The sequence below is a fragment of the Rhizobium sp. 05N430 genome (assembly GCF_056396985.1).
This window is the reverse complement of sequence record NZ_JBFTMO010000014.1, coordinates 75,514-92,020: the sequence shown is the minus strand read 5'-3', so window position 1 is coordinate 92,020 and position 16,507 is coordinate 75,514. Positions and strand designations below refer to the sequence as shown.

Genomic DNA, 16,507 nt, shown 5'->3' with positions numbered 1-16,507 from the left:
GTGTGAGCAAGATACCGCGCGAGAAGACAAGAGGCCCGGGCAAGCGTCCGGGCAAGGTTGGCCGTGCGGGCAGCGAAGCCCAACCTGAAGCAGTGGACATCGTCCACGGCGCCATGCCGTCGCGCGAAGTGATACTGCGCTTCATCGCCGACCATCCGCAGAAGGCATCGAAGCGCGAGATCGCCAAGGCGTTCGGCCTCAAGGGCAATACGCGCGTCGAACTCAAGCATCTGCTGCGTGACCTCGAGCAAGAGGGAATGCTGCAGAAGACCCGCAAGTCGCTGATCCGCCCGGGCGCATTGCCGCCGGTGACCGTTCTCGACATCACCACGCGCGACAAGGATGGCGAGCTGATAGGCCGCCCGGCAGAATGGCCCGATGATCAGGGCGTCGCGCCTGCCGTTGCCATCCGCCAGTCCTCACCTGCGGGACGCCAGGGCAAGGGCAAAGCGCCCGTTGCCGGCATGGGCGACCGGGTTCTCGCGAAAATCTTTCCGGCTGCCGATCGCGGCGGCCCCTCCTATACCGCCCGCATCATCAAGGTTCTCGACAAGCGCCGCGGCGCCAGCATGGGCGTGTTCCGCGCAGCACCCGGCGGCGCCGGACGCCTGCTGCCGATCGAGCGGCGCGGCGAGGAAATGGTGATCGACCCTGAATATACCGGCAGCGCCAAGGACGGCGACCTGGTCGAGGTCGAGATCGCAAGGCTCGGCCGCTTCGGCCTGCCGCGCGCCAAGGTTCTCTCGGTCGTCGGCTCCGTCGGATCCGAAAAGGCGATCTCGATGATCGCCATCCACGCCCAGGGCATTCCGCATGTCTTCCCGCAGGCCGTCATCGATGAGGCGGAGGCTGCCAAGCCTGCTTCGATGTCGCATCGCGAGGACTGGCGCGACGTTCCGCTGATCACCATCGACCCCGCCGATGCCAAGGATCACGACGACGCCGTCTATGCCGAGACCGACCCCTCGCCCGACAATGCCGATGGCGTCATCGTCACCGTCGCGATTGCCGACGTCTCCTATTATGTCCGGCCGAAATCGCAGCTCGACCGCGAGGCGCTGAAACGGGGCAATTCGGTCTATTTCCCGGATCGCGTCGTGCCGATGCTGCCGGAACGCATCTCCAACGATCTCTGCTCGCTGCGCGAGGGCGTCGATCGTCCGGCACTTGCGGTGCGCATGGTGTTTTCGAAGGAAGGCCGCAAGATCGGCCACACCTTCCACCGGATCATGATGAAGAGCGCGGCGAAGCTCTCCTACCAGCAGGCGCAGGCGGCGATCGACGGCAAGCCTGACGACAAGACCGGCCCGATGCTGGAGCCGATCCTGAAGCCGCTGTGGAACGCCTATGCGGTGATGACGCGCGGCCGGGAGCGGCGCCAGCCGCTCGAGCTCGACATGCCCGAGCGCAAGATCCTGCTGAAGGCAGACGGCACCGTCGACCGCGTCTTCGTGCCGCCGCGGCTCGACGCGCACAAACTCATCGAAGAGATGATGATCCAGGCCAACGTTTCGGCTGCCGAGACGCTGGAGAAGAAGAAGCAGGTTCTGATCTATCGCGTGCATGACGGCCCGACGCTTGCCAAACAGGAGATCCTGCGCGAGTTCCTGGCAACACTCGGCATTTCGCTTGCCAAGGGCGGCAACATGCGCGCCAACAATTTCAACGGTATCCTTGCGACGGCAGACGGCACGCCGCATCAGACGATGGTCAACGAAATGGTGCTGCGCTCGCAGAGCCAGGCGATCTACAGCCCCGAGAATATCGGGCATTTCGGCCTGAACCTGATGAAATATGCGCATTTCACCTCGCCGATCCGCCGCTACGCCGACCTGATCGTGCATCGCGCCCTGGTCGGCTCGCTGGGTTTCGGCGAAGGCGGGATCACGCCCGAGGAAGAAGCAGCACTCGACGATATCGCCGCCGAAATCTCAACCTTCGAGCGCCGGGCGATGGCTGCCGAACGCGAGACCGTCGACCGCCTGATCGCCCACCATCTTGCCGGCCGCGTCGGCGAGGAGTTCGAGGGACGGGTTTCGGGCGTGACCAAGTCAGGACTATTTGTCGCCCTGCCCGAGTATGGAGCTGACGGCTTCATCCCTATATCTACACTGGGCAGCGACTATTTCATCTACGACGAAGCGCATCAGGCGCTGTCGGGAGAGCGGACCGGGCTCGGCTACCGTCTCGGCGACACCGTCACTGTCAAGCTTGCCGAGGCTATTCCGCTGGCCGGCGCGCTGCGCTTCGAGATGGTCAGCGAAGGACGGGCGATGCCGACGGCGGTGCGCTCGTTCCACAAGTCCGGCCGCCGCGATAACATGCAGGCCCGCAAGAAGGCAGGCACGAGACCGCCGCGCGGGCGGCGCTAACGCCAGAGGAAGACTGCGATGACGACGCCTGCACCCGATCACCCGGTCCAATTCGGCGGCACAGACGCGACCGAACGTCCGCTGACGCGCTCGATCATCCGCGGCATGCTGAACAAATGCCCGAACTGCGGCAGCGGCAAGCTGTTCCGGGCGTTTCTGAAGCCGGTGGACAACTGCGCGGCCTGCGGCGAGGCCATGCATCATCACCGTTCCGACGACCTGCCGCCCTATCTGACGATCTTCGTCATCGGCCACGTCATTCTCGGCGGCTACATGCTGACCGATCTCGTCTGGCCGCTGCCGATGTGGCTGACCTTCGCCATCTGGGCGCCGGCGACGCTGCTCTCGGCGCTCCTCATCATCCAGCCGATCAAGGGCGGCGTCATCGGCCTGCAATGGGCGCTGCGGCTGCACGGGTTCGGCGGTCATAGCGACGACCACGACGTCTATGAGATTCCCGGCAGGGACAAGCCCTAGGGCGCGTTTCGAGGCACCTTCACCATCCAGACATAATTCGCTTGTATTGGGCAACGCTCATGCGCGTGGCGGGCTTTTTTGCCTGCCTGTGTCTTTGTCCGGCGAATAAAGTGGTGCGCGTTTTCTTGACTGATCTGATGTTCGACTATTCGATCTCTTGCCATCAGCGCCGGACTTCCCTTAAAGCTCTGCCCGTCACCTGGATTTGGCATGTCTGTGCCCTTCTGTGTGGCACGAGACGGGTGATTCGTTTCAGTCATTCAAGGATGGATATATGTCTCAGCCGAGAAACGGCACGCCAGGCGATGTTGAAGAAATCCATTGGCCGTCGCTCGTTGCCGCCGTCTCGTCGATCTCTGCCGTCGGCATAGCGATCGGCCTTGGCCTTCCGCTGCTCAGCATCATCCTCGAGAAGCGCGGTATTTCGTCGACGCTGATCGGACTGAACACCGCGATGGCCGGCGTTGCCGCCATGGCTGCCGCGCCGATCACGACGAAGCTGGCGCATAAATACGGCGTTGCCTCCACCATGCTGTGGGCCGTGGTGATCTCGGCACTCAGCGCCATCGGCTTCTATTACGCCCAGGACTTCTGGATGTGGTTCCCGTTGCGCTTCGCCTTTCATGGCGCGACGACAACGCTCTTCATCCTGTCCGAGTTCTGGATCAACGCCGCATCACCGCGATCGAAACGCGGCTTCGTGCTCGGCATCTACGCGACAGTGCTATCGCTTGGCTTTGCCGCCGGCCCCCTGCTCTTCTCGATCCTCGGCAGCGACGGCGTGCTTCCCTTTGCCGTCGGCGCCGTCGCCATCCTGCTTGCCGCGATCCCGATCTTCATCGCGCGCTACGAAAGCCCGGTGCTGGAAGAGAAGCCGGAACTGCATTTCATGCGCTACGTCTTCCTGGTGCCGACGGCGACCGCCGCCGTCTTCATCTTCGGGGCGGTGGAAGCCGGCGGCCTCTCGCTGTTTCCGATCTACGCCACCCGCGCCGCCTTTACCGAATCGCAGGCTGCCCTGCTGCTGACGGTGATGGGCATCGGCAACGTGATCTTCCAGATCCCCGTCGGCCTGCTGTCCGACAAAATGAAGGACAAGCGCCCCCTGCTCGCAGCTATGGCTTTCATGGGCTGTATCGGCTCGCTGATGCTGCCGCTGCTCGTGCATAGCTGGGTACTCATGGCAGGCGTCCTTCTCTTCTGGGGCGGCTGTGTGGCCGGCCTGTACACGGTCGGGCTCAACCATCTCGGCTCGCGGCTGACGGGCTCCGACCTCGCCGCCGCCAACGCCGCCTTCGTCTTCTGTTACGCCGTTGGCACCGTTGCCGGTCCGCAGGTGATCGGCGCGGCGATCGACGTTGCCGGCAATAACGGATTTGCCTGGGCAATCGCCGGCTTCTTCGGCATTTATGCCCTGCTTTCAGGCATAAGACTGCTTTTCATTCGAAAGCGAGGTTGACATTTCGGGCGAGATTCGTATTTTCGCGCCAGAATTTGCCGTGGAGCCCATCCGGCTTGCCACGGCATTCATTTTATTAAAGGCAGGACGACCATGGCTAAGGCTACCACAATCAAGATCAAGCTGCTGTCGACGGCCGACACCGGCTTCTTCTACGTCACGACGAAGAACAGCCGTACGATGACGGACAAGATGACCAAGACCAAGTACGACCCGATTGCTAAGAAGCATGTCGAGTTCAAGGAAACCAAGATCAAGTAATTCTTGATCCCTTGGTTTTGAAAAAGGCGCGCGCCCAACGGCTGCGCGCTTTTTTCGTTTTCCGGTCTACCGTCACGATAAATGTTAGCGCAAACAAAAACACCGCCCTACCGGTTTATCGGCAAGGGCGGTGTTTTTACGAAAGGGGGTCGGCCAGCAAGCAACGCGGCACGAGGAACCGCTTAAAGTTGCGAACTAGCCGACCGACCCCACGACCCAGGAGATGCGGCGGACCTGAGCATCATGGGGTATCTCGGCATCCCATGTTCGGGAGCGCTTTTCTTATGGCTCGATAATTTGCCCGAAAATGAAAGAAAATCAACAAATTCTTAATGATTAGATTTGTGAGCTTGTCCCTATGGTTAAAAGTCCAATTTTGGGGCAGGTGCGAAATGAACGAATCACGTTTCTTTACTTGATGAAGAAAAACGCGATCGAAGAACACCGGAAATATATATCAGTACAATTATCGCGCACTTCCGTTACGTTAGGTAGCCGATTTACGCTCACGCGAATAGTAGCACCACCACAACTCTTGGCGAAAAACGATTTATGCTTGACGCTGACTTTTGAGAACGATTCTATTCGTGAAAACGAACACAAATCCCCCTCAAATTGGACGATTGTATCGGCTCTCCATTTTTGGGGTCTTAGTTGAAAAACAGCATGCGATATGGCAGCGGCATCATTAAAATTTGTTAATCTTTCACCGCTGCCGGTGGAAAACTGGGAAAACCACCCGCTAAACAGGCCTGGTGTAGTCAGGCCGCCGCGGCGACGACTCGGTTGCGGCCGGTGTTCTTCGCTTCGTAAAGCGCGAGATCGGCCTGCTTCATCAGCTGATCAGGCGTCAATACGCTCGATTGGCGCGAAGCGATGCCGAACGAGGCCGTGACCTTTAGCTCCTCGCCTGCCGATTTCAACGTGAAGCCATTGTCTTCGATCGAAGCCCGCAGGCGCTCCGCCACGGCTGCCGCGACCTCCGGGGAAGTATCGGGCATGACGACGACGAATTCCTCGCCGCCATAGCGGCAGGCAAGATCGGCGCCGCGCACGGTCGAGCGGATGCGGTTGGCAAACTCCTTCAGGACTTCGTCGCCGGCATCATGCCCGTAGGTATCGTTGACCTGCTTGAATCGATCGATGTCGGTGATCAGCACCGAGAGCGGCTTGCCCCGCGCCATCGAGCGGTTGAAGAGCACGTTCAGGTGATTGTCGAGATAGCGGCGGTTATTCAGCCCAGTGAGTGCGTCGGTAACCGCGAGCTCGATCGTGTGCTTGACGCTGGCGCGCAGACGGTCGTTGAAGCGCTTGCGGCGGATCTGGGTCAGGCTGCGGGCGACAAGCTCGTTCGGATCGAGCGGACGGATGATGTAGTCGTTGACGCCGAGATCCAGCGCCCGGATGACCATATCGTCGGCGCCCTGCTCGGTGATGATCAGGATCGGCAGGAAGCGTGTGCGCTCCAGTGAGCGGAACTGAGAGCAGAGCCGCAGCGGATCGTAATCGTCGAAATTGGTGTTTACGATCACCAGCTCGAACGCATTTTCCGCCGCTTCGAAGAGAGCCGCCTGCGGATCTGAGATCGCCGTCACATCGGCGATCGGCTTCAGCGTCTTGATGATGCGTTCCTGCGAATTGGCGCGGCCATCGACAAGCAGGATCTGGCCTGCGTCCTCGGCACGTCCCTCGCCTGCCCGCAGCAGATCGTCCATGCCCATGGTCTGCGCCGTTTCGGCGCGGATGCGAAGCTCGTCGCTCAGCGTCTTCAGGCGCAGCAGGCTCTTGACCCGCGAGATCAGCTGTAGGTCGTTGACCGGCTTGGTCAGGAAATCGTCGGCACCGGCCTTCAGGCCGCGCACGCGGTCGGCTGGCTGATCGAGCGCGGTGACCATGACGACGGGAATATGCGAAGTCTTCGGATTAGCCTTCAGGCGCTCACAGACCTCGAAGCCGTTGAGACCGGGCATCATGACATCGAGAAGAATGATATCGACCTGGTTGCGATCGCAGATCGCCAGCGCCTCATAGCCATCGGCAGCGGTCAGCACGTCGAAATACTCGGCGACGAGCCGCGCTTCGAGCAGCTTCACGTTCGCCGGAATATCGTCAACAACCAGAATGCGCGCAGTCATGAGCTTCTTTCCGATGCACTAAGCATCGCCGAGATACGTCTTGATCGTTTCGATAAATTTGGGAACCGAGATCGGCTTGGACACATAAGCCTCACAGCCGCCCTGACGGATTCGCTCCTCATCGCCCTTCATCGCGAATGCGGTGACCGCGATCACGGGAATGACATGAAGTTCGTCGTCCTCTTTCAGCCACTTGGTCACCTCGAGACCGGAAACCTCCGGCAGCTGAATGTCCATGAGGATCAGATCCGGACGGTGTTTTCGAGCAAGATCAAGCGCTTCCATGCCGTTCCGGGTCTGGATGGTCGTATATCCCGAGGCCTCGATCAGGTCGCGAAAGAGCTTCATGTTGAGCTCATTATCTTCTACAATCATCACCTGTTTGGGCATGGCAAGCTCGTTCCTATGTTCCGTCCCTGCAAATGTCCGCCTGACAAGAAGCGACCTGCGAACGCGCGGCTCGACGAAACCGATAGCGGCAAGCTACCGGTATTTGGTTGAAAAAAAGGTAACTTACCCAGCGAAATGCAAAGCAACTTCAAGACCTCTAAACAACTGGCCAGGGATCCGCATGAAACGGCGATCGCCGTACTCGGCTGGCTTGCAAATGAACCCGACATGTTTTCGCGTTTTCTTGCGCTGACCGGCATTGAACCGGCCCAGGTGCGCAACGCGATCAACGATACGGCCTTCCTTTCCGGCATGCTCGACTTCGTCATGCAGCATGAGCCGACGGCCTTGGCTTTTTGCCAGGCGAGCGGCACGCCGCCAGAGGCGCTGACGGCTGCCTGGCAGCATTTCTCGTCGCCCGGTCTCGATTCGGGGCAGTATTGACTGTGGCCGCGATCGAGCACCTCGACACATCGCATGTGCGGCTCGCCGACCGGCCGCTTATCGTCTGCGACGTCGATGACGTCGTGCTGCAATTCATCGCGCCGTTCGAACGCTTTCTTGAGAGCGAGGGCTACCGGCTGGTACCGCGGTCGTTCAAGCTGCACGGAAACATCGAAACGCCGGACGGGACAGCGGCTGACGAAGTCACTGTCAGCCGGCTGATCGAAACCTTTTTCGAGCGGCAGGAAGAGTGGCAGGCGCCGCTTCTGCTTGCAGAGGAAACTCTGGCGCGCCTTTCCGGCACCGCCGACATCGTGCTCCTGACGGCCATGCCGCCCGTCTATCGCGACCAGCGCCGCAGATTGCTCGACCGCTTCGAGCTGCATTACCCGCTGCTCGCCTCGCTGCAGCCCAAGGGGCCGATCGTGAAGGCGCTGCACGGCGCCCGCGATGTGCCCGTTGCCTTTATCGACGACATGGTCCGCAACCTTCATTCCGTCCACGAACATGTCGAGGATTGCCTGCTGCTGCATCTGATGCCTGAGTCGGACATTCATCGCTTTGCGCCTTCGGCAATGGAAGGCATCGCCCGGGTGAAGGGCTGGGAGGAGGCATCTGTTCATATCGGCGAACACTTTGGCGCCTCCGGTGGCAGTGGCCGCGGCTGATCCGCTATCTTCATCGATCCAACGGCCCCAAAATGCCGTTTGTTATCCAACGCCACGGCGCTCCTCTGTCTTGAGACTCAAGAACTTAGAGCGTAATGTCGCGATGTTCAATATTTGTTCCCGTGATGACTTTGGCTGCACCTGACAAGACACCCGGCTTCTGTCGCGACTGCCTTGCCGAGCAGAAGGCGGAGACGCGCCGTTGCGTCAGCTGCGGAAGCCCGCGGCTTGTCCGGCACAAGGAGCTCTATGGCCTGACGCTGGCGCATATCGACTGCGACGCCTTTTATGCGGCGGTCGAAAAGCGTGACAATCCCGAACTCGCCGACAAGCCGGTGATCATCGGAGGCGGCAAGCGCGGCGTGGTTTCCACCGCCTGCTATATCGCCCGCATTCATGGCGTGCGCTCCGCCATGCCGATGTTCAAGGCACTGGAAGCCTGCCCGCAGGCGATCGTCATCCGGCCCGACATGGAGAAATATGTCAGGGTCGGCCGCGAGGTCAGGTCGATGATGCAGGAGTTGACGCCGCTGGTGCAGCCGTTATCGATCGACGAAGCCTTCCTGGAACTCGGCGGCACCGAGCGCCTGCACAACGATCCCCCTGCCCGGACGCTGGCGAAATTCGTACGGCGGGTGGAGAAGGAGATCGGCATCAGCGTGTCGGTCGGGCTTTCCTACTGCAAGTTCCTCGCCAAGGTTGCTTCCGACCTGCAAAAGCCCCGCGGCTTTTCGGTCATCGGGCGTGAAGAGGCCGTCGAGTTCCTGGCGCCGCGCCCGGTGACGACCATCTGGGGCGTCGGCAAGGCATTCGCGGCCACGCTCGAATCCGATGGCATCCGGACGATCGGTCAGCTGCAGCAGATGGAAGAGACGGACCTGATGCGCCGCTATGGCAGCATGGGTCAGCGCCTCGCCCGGCTCTCGCGCGGCATCGACGATCGCGAAGTGCATCTCAACGAGGCAGCGAAAAGCGTCTCGTCGGAAACCACCTTCTTCGAAGACATTTCCCGCCACGAGGATCTCGTGCCGATCCTGCGGAATCTCTCCGAGAAGGTGTCCTGGCGGCTGAAGAAGGATGACATCGCCGGCCATACCGTCGTGCTGAAGATGAAGACTGCGGATTTCAAGCTACGGACGCGCAACAGGCGGCTGGAAGACCCGACGCAGCTTGCCGACCGGATATTCCGCACCGGCGTTGAGCTGCTTGAACGGGAGACCGACGGCACTAAGTTTCGGCTGCTCGGCATCGGCGTCACCGATCTTTGCGATCCCGGCCGCGCCGATCCGCCCGATCTGATCGACGAGCAATCGAGCCGCCGCGCGGCTGCCGAAGCGGCGATGGACAAGCTGCGCGAAAAGTTCGGTAAGAACACCGTCGAGACAGGTTACACGTTCGGCAGCGGCAAGCGCGACCGCTAGGCGACGGCCATCGCGTTGATCTGCGCCAGCACGGCCGCCTTGTTCAGCGCCGCCTGTGCGTGATCGGGCGCCAGTTCGAGGGCTCGCGAATAGCTTTCCGCCGCATCCTCCAACCGGCCCATCCGGCGCAGAACATTGCCGCGATTGTTGAAGGCCGCGGCATAGGACGGCGAAAGGGCGATGGCGCGCTCATAGCTGGCGATCGCCGCAGCATCCTCGGACAGAGCGGCAAGAATGTTGCCACAGGTGCAATGGGCCGCCGCATTGCCAGGCCCGGCGGCCAGCGCCTCAAGGATCGACGACTTTGCGGCATCGAGGCGGCCCTGCTGCAACAGCACGAGCGCCAGCTGATGCAGGGCGGCAAAGTGCCCGGGCACCGCTTCGATGATGCGGCGATAGCCGGATTCGGCGCGCGCCAGGGCGCCCTGACGGTGATCTGTGATCGCGGTGCGCATCAGCGCCTCCAGCTCGATATCCGCAGCAGGCCGGCGCCGTGCCGCTTCGAGGCTTTCAGCCAGCGCCAGCGCCTGGGAATGAGAAGGATCGGTGGCGAGGATCTGGCGGCAGCAGAGATCGGCATTTTCGATATCGCCTTTCGCCGCCATCTGCGCGGCGCGGTAACAGGCCGCCTCCAGCGAGCGCGGGTCGAGACGATCGCCGATATTGCGCTCGGAGACCGTCATCACCCTGCGACGCTCCACCAGCTGCTGTTCGCCGCCGAAAGTGAACTTGTAGGCAAAATCTCCGGTACCGAAATCGTAGTTCCGGTAGCCGTTCTCGATTGCCCAGCGCAGGCAATAACAATGCAGCGTGAATCCCGGGCTATGAGAGGCCGCGTTGCTATCCCGGCTGCCGATGAAGCAGATCATCGTGTTCTTCTTGTGATCGAGATAGAGGACCTGCATGGCGACAGGCCTGTCTCCTTCCCAAAGCACAGGCACCAGAAGCGATCCGTCATCAAGCGAACCGGGCAACATCCTGCGGCAACCGGCAATGATCCCGGCGGCATAATCCGGCTGACGCACACCCCATTGCGCATTCCACATCGCATAGAAGGTCTCGAGATTCTGCTCGAATGTCTCGGCGGTCGTATGGGTGACGTGCAGCCCATGCTTTCCGCTCGCCAAATCGCGCAGGGCGACCCGGGCGTTGCGGCGCGCCTTGGCGCTGAGGCGGGTACTGAGGAATGTCTCGAAGTCATCCGCCAGCGGAATATACACATAGGCGTCGTGATCGATGCTTTCGCCGGCATCGGTGATATGGTCAGCCCGGACGACCTTTGCCGGCACGAATTCCTGGCGCGGGAAACTGCCGATCAGTGTGGAAAGACGCTGGTCCGACAGATAGATCTCATCGAGATTGAACCGGCGCCAGTTGAAAGTCTGCAGACAGGCTGCGAAAGCCGCCATCGCCTCGTCGGAACATTCGGGGCGGGAAAGAATGCCGCTGTAAACGGAGAAGGGCATGCCGGCCATATGGATGGCATTGAAGAAACCCTTCCCCGGCTCGAAATCCAGGCGGATCTGCAGCGGCAGGAATGCGATGCAATGCTCGTCCGTTTCCGTGCGCTTTGCCGCCAGGACATGCCAGTTGGCGCGCGTTTGCAAATAGCGCCGCATCCAGTTCCAGGACATGAAATAGTTCGATTCCGGATCGGCGTCATAGACCGCCTCCCAGTCGCCCTGCAATTTCTCGAGTTCGTCGAACGCAGACACAATATCGACGTGCATAGCCGGGCTCCTCAACCGCCACGGCGTCGAGATTTGCATACATTCGTGCCCACTACAATAAGCGGCCACTTGATCACGAGTGCGTGACGGCCGCCCCGGAGGCTCGCGATCAAGCCTTCCTTAAACTTCGTTGAATATTGTTCCCCTCGAGTATTGCGTATTGGTTGGGTAACATGTTCTCGCGTTTTGTTTTCGGCCTCGGCTTGCTGTCGGCAACCGCACTGGTGAACCCTGCTCTGGCAGCGGATGCCAGGACGCTGCAAATCATCGTCTCCAAGGACAAGCAGTCGCTTGCGGTCTATGACGGCACCGAGGTCGTGGCGACCTCGAAAGTCTCGACCGGCAAGCCCGGCCACACGACGCCGAGCGGCATCTTCTCGGTGCTCGAGAAGAAGAAATATCACGAGTCCAATCTCTATTCGGCAGCACCAATGCCGTGGATGCAGCGGCTGACATGGTCCGGCATAGCCCTGCACGAGTCGAATTCGGTGCCGCGCTATCCGGCCTCGCATGGCTGCGTGCGCATGCCCGCCGCCTTCGCCAAAGAGCTCTACAAGATGACGGATCTCAGCGTTCCTGTTATCATCAGCAATGCTGCCGTCGTGCCTGAACCGATCGACCACCCGTCGCTGTTCCGCCCGAATGCGCCGGAACCGGCATTGCTGCTCTCCGACGTCCAGCTGCGCCCATCCATCGGCAGCACCGACGGCGAGCCGGTTCAACTGGCGATGAACACGGTGTCTGCATCGCTGATCCCGCCAACGGCAGCGCCTGCTGAAAACCTTGAGCCGATCCGCATCCTGATCACCCGCCGCGCCCAGCGGGAATCGATCATCGACATCCAGACCTTCCTCAATCAGCTGGGCTTCAATGCCGGCAATCCGGATGGTTTGCTCGGCCCATCGACGGTGCAGGCGATCAATGCTTTCAAGGCCTTGCGCCCCACTGTGTTCAAGGGCGACCGAACGCTGACCAGCGATACTCTCCTAAGGGAAGTTTACGCTGCGGTAGGCAAAGGCGAGCCGCCGAATGGCGTGCTGATGATCCGCCAGGATTTCAAGCCTGTCTTCGAGGCTCCCGTTACCATCGAGAACCCGCAACTGGCGCTCGGAACGCATTTCTTCACGCTGCACAACGTGGATCAGGAAAACGGCACGGCCGACTGGCTGGGCTTGACGCTTGATAACAACCTGCCGTCACAGACGATGAAGCGCCTCGGCATCAAGACGCAGGAAGGCTCGATCATCATGGGCAGCCCGATCGCCAACGCGCTGTCGCGGATCCAGATCCCCGACGACACCAGGCGCAAGGTGGACATGATGCTGGCCGCCGGTTCGACGATGACGATTTCCGATACCGGCCTCGGCCCGGAGACCGGCGCCGGAACCGACTTCATCACCGTAACGCGCTAGACGAGCTCGACATCGACAATGCCGGGTGCTGCGCGCAGCGCCGCGGCGATCTCCGGCGTGATGCGGTATTTCTGCTGCAGCGCCACCTCGACCTCGCGCTTGCCATCCTCCTTGATTACGATGAAGGACACCAGCCCCTCGCCCTTGGCATTCAGGTGGGCGGCAACCGCCTTCAGGGGGCCGGAATCGCGGACATAGACGCGCAGCGTCTTCTGCATCTGCAGCGACTTTTCTTCCAGCGACTGGATGGTCTGGATCCGCAGTCCGATACCCTCGGGGCGCTCTTCGCCGATGGCGGTAATGACGAAGGATTTTCCGGATTCCAGTATATCGCGATACTGGTTCAGCATCTCGGAAAACAGCACGGCTTCGTATTGGCCAGACGAATCCGAGAAGACGATGATGCCCATCTTGTTGCCGGTGCGCGTCTTGCGCTCCTGCTTGGAGATCACCGTACCGGCCAAACGGCCATTGGCCGCCCCCTGCCTGACGGCTGCCGAGAAATCCGCAAAAGTCTGCACGCGCATCTTGTCCAGCAGGCTGTTGTAGCTGTCGAGCGGATGTGCCGTCAGATAGAAACCGAGAACCTGGAATTCCTTCAGCAGCCGCTCGGAAGCAAGCCAGGGCGAATAGGGCGGCAGGGCGATCTTTTCCGGGCCCGATGACAGCGCGCCACCGAAGATATCGGACTGGCCGCTCAGCTTGTTTTCCTGGGCACGCTGCGCATATCCGAGCACGCGGTCGAGACCTGCCGAGAGCTGCGCCCGGTCGAGATTGAAGCAATCGAAAGCGCCGGCATAAATCAGGCTTTCCAGCACGCGGCGGTTCACCTGACGCGGATCGATGCGCAGGCAGAAATCCTCGATGCTGGCAAAGGGCTTGTCGCCGCGCACCGAGACGATGTGTTCGACGGCGTTTTCGCCGACGCCCTTGAGCGCCGCCAGCGCGTAAAAGATACGCTCCTCGCCGGTTTCGAAATGCCGGAACGACGTCTGGACCGAGGGCGCGATGACGTCGATGCCGAGGCGCTTGGCATCCTGGCGGAAGTCGTTGACCTTGTCGGTGTTCGACATATCGAGCGTCATCGAGGCGGCGAGGAACTCGACCGGATAATGCGCCTTCATATAGGCCGTCTGGTAGGAGACGATGGCGTAAGCGGCGGCGTGCGACTTGTTGAAGCCGTAATTGGCGAACTTGGCGAGCAATTCGAAGATATTGTCGGCCTGCGGCTTCGACACGCCGTTCTTGACGGCACCGCTGACGAAGCGCTCGCGCTGCTGGTCCATCTCGGCCTTGATCTTCTTACCCATGGCGCGGCGCAGAAGATCGGCCTCTCCCAGCGAGTAGCCGGAAAGCACCTGAGCGATCTGCATGACCTGCTCCTGGTAGACGATAACGCCCTGGGTTTCCTTCAGCAGGTAGTCGATGGTCGGATGGATCGACTCGACCTCTTCCTCGCCATGCTTTCGGGCATTGTAGGTCGGGATGTTTTCCATCGGGCCCGGGCGGTAGAGCGCCACCAGCGCGATGATGTCCTCGATGCAGTCGGGTTTCATGCCGATCAGCGCCTTGCGCATGCCGGCACTTTCCACCTGGAACACGCCGACCGTTTCGCCGCGTGACAGCATCTCGTAGGTCTTCTTGTCATCGAGCGGGATCGAGGCGAGATCGACCTTGATGCCGCGCTTGGCGACGAAATCGACGGCGACCTTCAGAACGGTCAGCGTCTTCAGGCCGAGGAAGTCGAACTTCACCAGACCGGCCTGTTCCACCCACTTCATGTTGAACTGGGTGACCGGCATGTCGGAGCGCGGATCGCGATACATCGGCACCAGCTTCGACAGCGGACGGTCGCCGATGACGATACCGGCGGCGTGGGTCGAGGCGTGGCGGTAAAGGCCTTCGATCTTCTGGGCAATGTCGAGCAGACGGGCGACAACGGGTTCCTTGGCCGCCTCTTCCTGCAGCTTCGGCTCCTCTTCGATCGCCTTCGACAGCGGCGTCGGATTGGCCGGGTTGTTCGGCACCAGCTTGCAGATCTTGTCGACCTGGCCATAGGGCATTTCGAGCACGCGGCCGACGTCGCGAAGGGCGGCGCGCGCCTGCAGCGAACCGAAGGTGATGATCTGCGCCACCTGCTCGCGGCCGTATTTCTTCTGCACGTAGCGGATCACCTCTTCGCGGCGATCCTGGCAGAAGTCGATATCGAAGTCGGGCATCGATACGCGGTCGGGATTGAGGAAGCGTTCGAACAGCAGCGAGAAGCGCAGCGGATCGACGTCGGTAATCGTCAGGGCGTAGGCGACCAGCGAGCCCGCACCAGAACCGCGGCCCGGGCCGACCGGAATATCCTGCAGCTTGGCCCATTTGATGAAGTCGGCAACGATCAGGAAGTAGCCGGGAAACTTCATCTTCTCGATGACACTGAGCTCGAATTCGAGCCGGTCGCGATAGTCCTTTTCCTCGTAGCCCGGCGACATTCCGAGCGTCGCCAGACGCATATCGAGGCCCTCCACGGCCTGGCGGCGCAGTTCGCCGGATTCGGCACGATCAGCCTCGTCGGCGTCGTCGCTGGCACCGGTGAAGCGCGGCAGGATCGGCTTGCGGGTCTGCAGCACGAAGGAACAGCGGCGGGCGATCTCCAGCGTGCTTTCCAGCGCCTCCGGCAGATCGGCAAACAGCTTGGTCATCTCCGTCCGGCTCTTCAGATAGTGATCCGGAGTCAGTCGGAAGCGGCTGTCGTCGGAGACGATGGCGTTGTGCGCCACGGCCATCAGGGCGTCATGCGCGTCATAATCGTCGCGCGCCGGGAAGAAGGCTTCGTTGGTCGCCACCAGCGGGAGATCGTGCTCGTAGGCAAGGCCGATCATCTTCTGCTCGTGGCGCTTGTCGTAGGTGCCGTGGCGCTGCAACTCGACATAGAGCCGGTCGCCAAACAACGCCTTGAGACGCAACAGGCGCGAAACCGCCGGCGCCATATGCCCCTGCTTCAGTGCCATATCGATGGGGCCGCCAAGCGAACCGGTGAGCGCGATCAGACCCTCGGTTCCGGCCTCCTCGAGCCAGGAGGCGCGGACGTGGACCGCCTGGTTGTCTTCGCCGCCGAGATAGGCGCGGCTCACCAGATCGACGAGACGCTCGTAACCGGCAGCTGTTGCCGCCAGCACGACGATCGCAGGCAGTTTGCCCATCATCTGCTGGCCGCCGCGTTTTTCAACTTCCAGCCCGTCTTCCATATCGACGGAGATCTGGCAGCCGATGATCGGCTGCAGCCCCTCGTCCATCGCCTTCTGGGCGAACTCGAGGGCGACGAAGAGATTGTTGGTATCGGTGATGGCAATCGCCGGCTGGCTGTCGCCCGAAGCCTTGTAGAGGATCTTCTTCAGCGGCAGCGCACCCTCGAGCAGCGAATAGGCCGAGTGTACGCGCAGATGAACGAAACCCGGCGTCCCGCCGATAAATCCGCCCTCTGCATCCGCCATGACACGTCCCTTCAATCGCCCGTATGAATCGGTGCCATTGTCGGTCCTGGCCGTGGAGATGTCCAGAAGAAGTCCCTGCCCGGAACCGCATGGCAGCCATGCGGTCCCCTGAAAAATTACATCGCCATCAGGATCAGAGAGAAGCTGGCAACAAACATTGCGATGGAGGTGAATGCTGCGACGTCACGGATCATGTCAGTCATTTGGCTCTCCTTTACTCGTTATGTTTTTAGTTTGTTCCGCTATTGTTCCGTTG

At 61.0% G+C, this 16,507-nt stretch carries 12 protein-coding genes; 8 read left to right on the top strand and 4 right to left on the bottom strand.

Translation table 11 applies throughout. The annotated features are described in order from the left end of the window. Window positions 1-2: 2 nt before the first annotated feature. The 4 genes from rnr to rpmG all read left to right on the top strand — a co-directional run bounded on the left by rnr (window position 3) and on the right by rpmG (window position 4,569). Window positions 3-2,372 (top strand): ribonuclease R, encoded by a 2,370-nt coding sequence (gene rnr / locus AC1DJO_RS23645; protein WP_477973185.1) that lies wholly within the window; start codon window positions 3-5, stop codon window positions 2,370-2,372. A gap of 18 nt (window positions 2,373-2,390) precedes the next feature. Next, window positions 2,391-2,849: a DUF983 domain-containing protein gene (locus tag AC1DJO_RS23640; protein ID WP_112516945.1), complete on the top strand. Its 459-nt coding sequence runs from the start codon at window positions 2,391-2,393 to the stop codon at window positions 2,847-2,849. 274 nt (window positions 2,850-3,123) lie between these two features. Beyond that, window positions 3,124-4,308: an MFS transporter gene (locus tag AC1DJO_RS23635; protein WP_112517328.1), complete on the top strand. Its 1,185-nt coding sequence runs from the start codon at window positions 3,124-3,126 to the stop codon at window positions 4,306-4,308. Between the two features lie 93 nt (window positions 4,309-4,401). Further along, the gene (gene rpmG, locus AC1DJO_RS23630) at window positions 4,402-4,569 is read left to right on the top strand and encodes a 50S ribosomal protein L33 (protein WP_003587245.1); all 168 of its coding nucleotides are present in this window, start codon (window positions 4,402-4,404) and stop codon (window positions 4,567-4,569) included. Window positions 4,570-5,330: 761 nt separating this feature from the next. Here rpmG and AC1DJO_RS23625 read toward each other — a convergent pair. Continuing rightward, window positions 5,331-6,704 (bottom strand): PleD family two-component system response regulator, encoded by a 1,374-nt coding sequence (locus AC1DJO_RS23625; protein WP_112516946.1) that lies wholly within the window; start codon window positions 6,702-6,704, stop codon window positions 5,331-5,333. A gap of 18 nt (window positions 6,705-6,722) precedes the next feature. Then, entirely contained in the window at window positions 6,723-7,094 is a 372-nt protein-coding gene (locus AC1DJO_RS23620; RefSeq protein WP_003547430.1) for a response regulator, read from the bottom strand. A gap of 135 nt (window positions 7,095-7,229) precedes the next feature. On the opposite strand from AC1DJO_RS23620, the gene AC1DJO_RS23615 reads away from it, so the two are divergent. The 3 genes from AC1DJO_RS23615 to AC1DJO_RS23605 all read left to right on the top strand — a co-directional run bounded on the left by AC1DJO_RS23615 (window position 7,230) and on the right by AC1DJO_RS23605 (window position 9,627). Next, a complete protein-coding gene (locus AC1DJO_RS23615; protein ID WP_112389695.1) occupies window positions 7,230-7,538 on the top strand; it encodes a DUF3572 domain-containing protein in 309 nt (102 codons plus the stop codon). Window positions 7,539-7,540: 2 nt separating this feature from the next. Further along, entirely contained in the window at window positions 7,541-8,206 is a 666-nt protein-coding gene (locus tag AC1DJO_RS23610) for a hypothetical protein (RefSeq protein WP_477973182.1), read from the top strand. Between the two features lie 125 nt (window positions 8,207-8,331). Continuing rightward, a complete protein-coding gene (locus tag AC1DJO_RS23605; protein WP_477973180.1) occupies window positions 8,332-9,627 on the top strand; it encodes a DNA polymerase IV in 1,296 nt (431 codons plus the stop codon). On the opposite strand, the gene AC1DJO_RS23600 is transcribed toward AC1DJO_RS23605, so the two are convergent. Further along, window positions 9,624-11,357 carry a GNAT family N-acetyltransferase gene (locus AC1DJO_RS23600; RefSeq protein WP_477973178.1) on the bottom strand — a complete coding sequence of 578 codons (1,734 nt, stop codon included), beginning with the start codon at window positions 11,355-11,357 and terminating at the stop codon, window positions 9,624-9,626. The genes AC1DJO_RS23605 and AC1DJO_RS23600 overlap by 4 nt on opposite strands. A 173-nt stretch (window positions 11,358-11,530) precedes the next feature. Here AC1DJO_RS23600 and AC1DJO_RS23595 point away from each other — a divergent pair, with 173 nt between their 5' ends. After that, window positions 11,531-12,769: a L,D-transpeptidase family protein gene (locus AC1DJO_RS23595; protein WP_477973176.1), complete on the top strand. Its 1,239-nt coding sequence runs from the start codon at window positions 11,531-11,533 to the stop codon at window positions 12,767-12,769. On the opposite strand, the gene dnaE is transcribed toward AC1DJO_RS23595, so the two are convergent. Then, entirely contained in the window at window positions 12,766-16,251 is a 3,486-nt protein-coding gene (gene dnaE / locus AC1DJO_RS23590; protein WP_477973174.1) for a DNA polymerase III subunit alpha, read from the bottom strand. The genes AC1DJO_RS23595 and dnaE overlap by 4 nt on opposite strands. Window positions 16,252-16,507 lie beyond the last annotated feature (256 nt).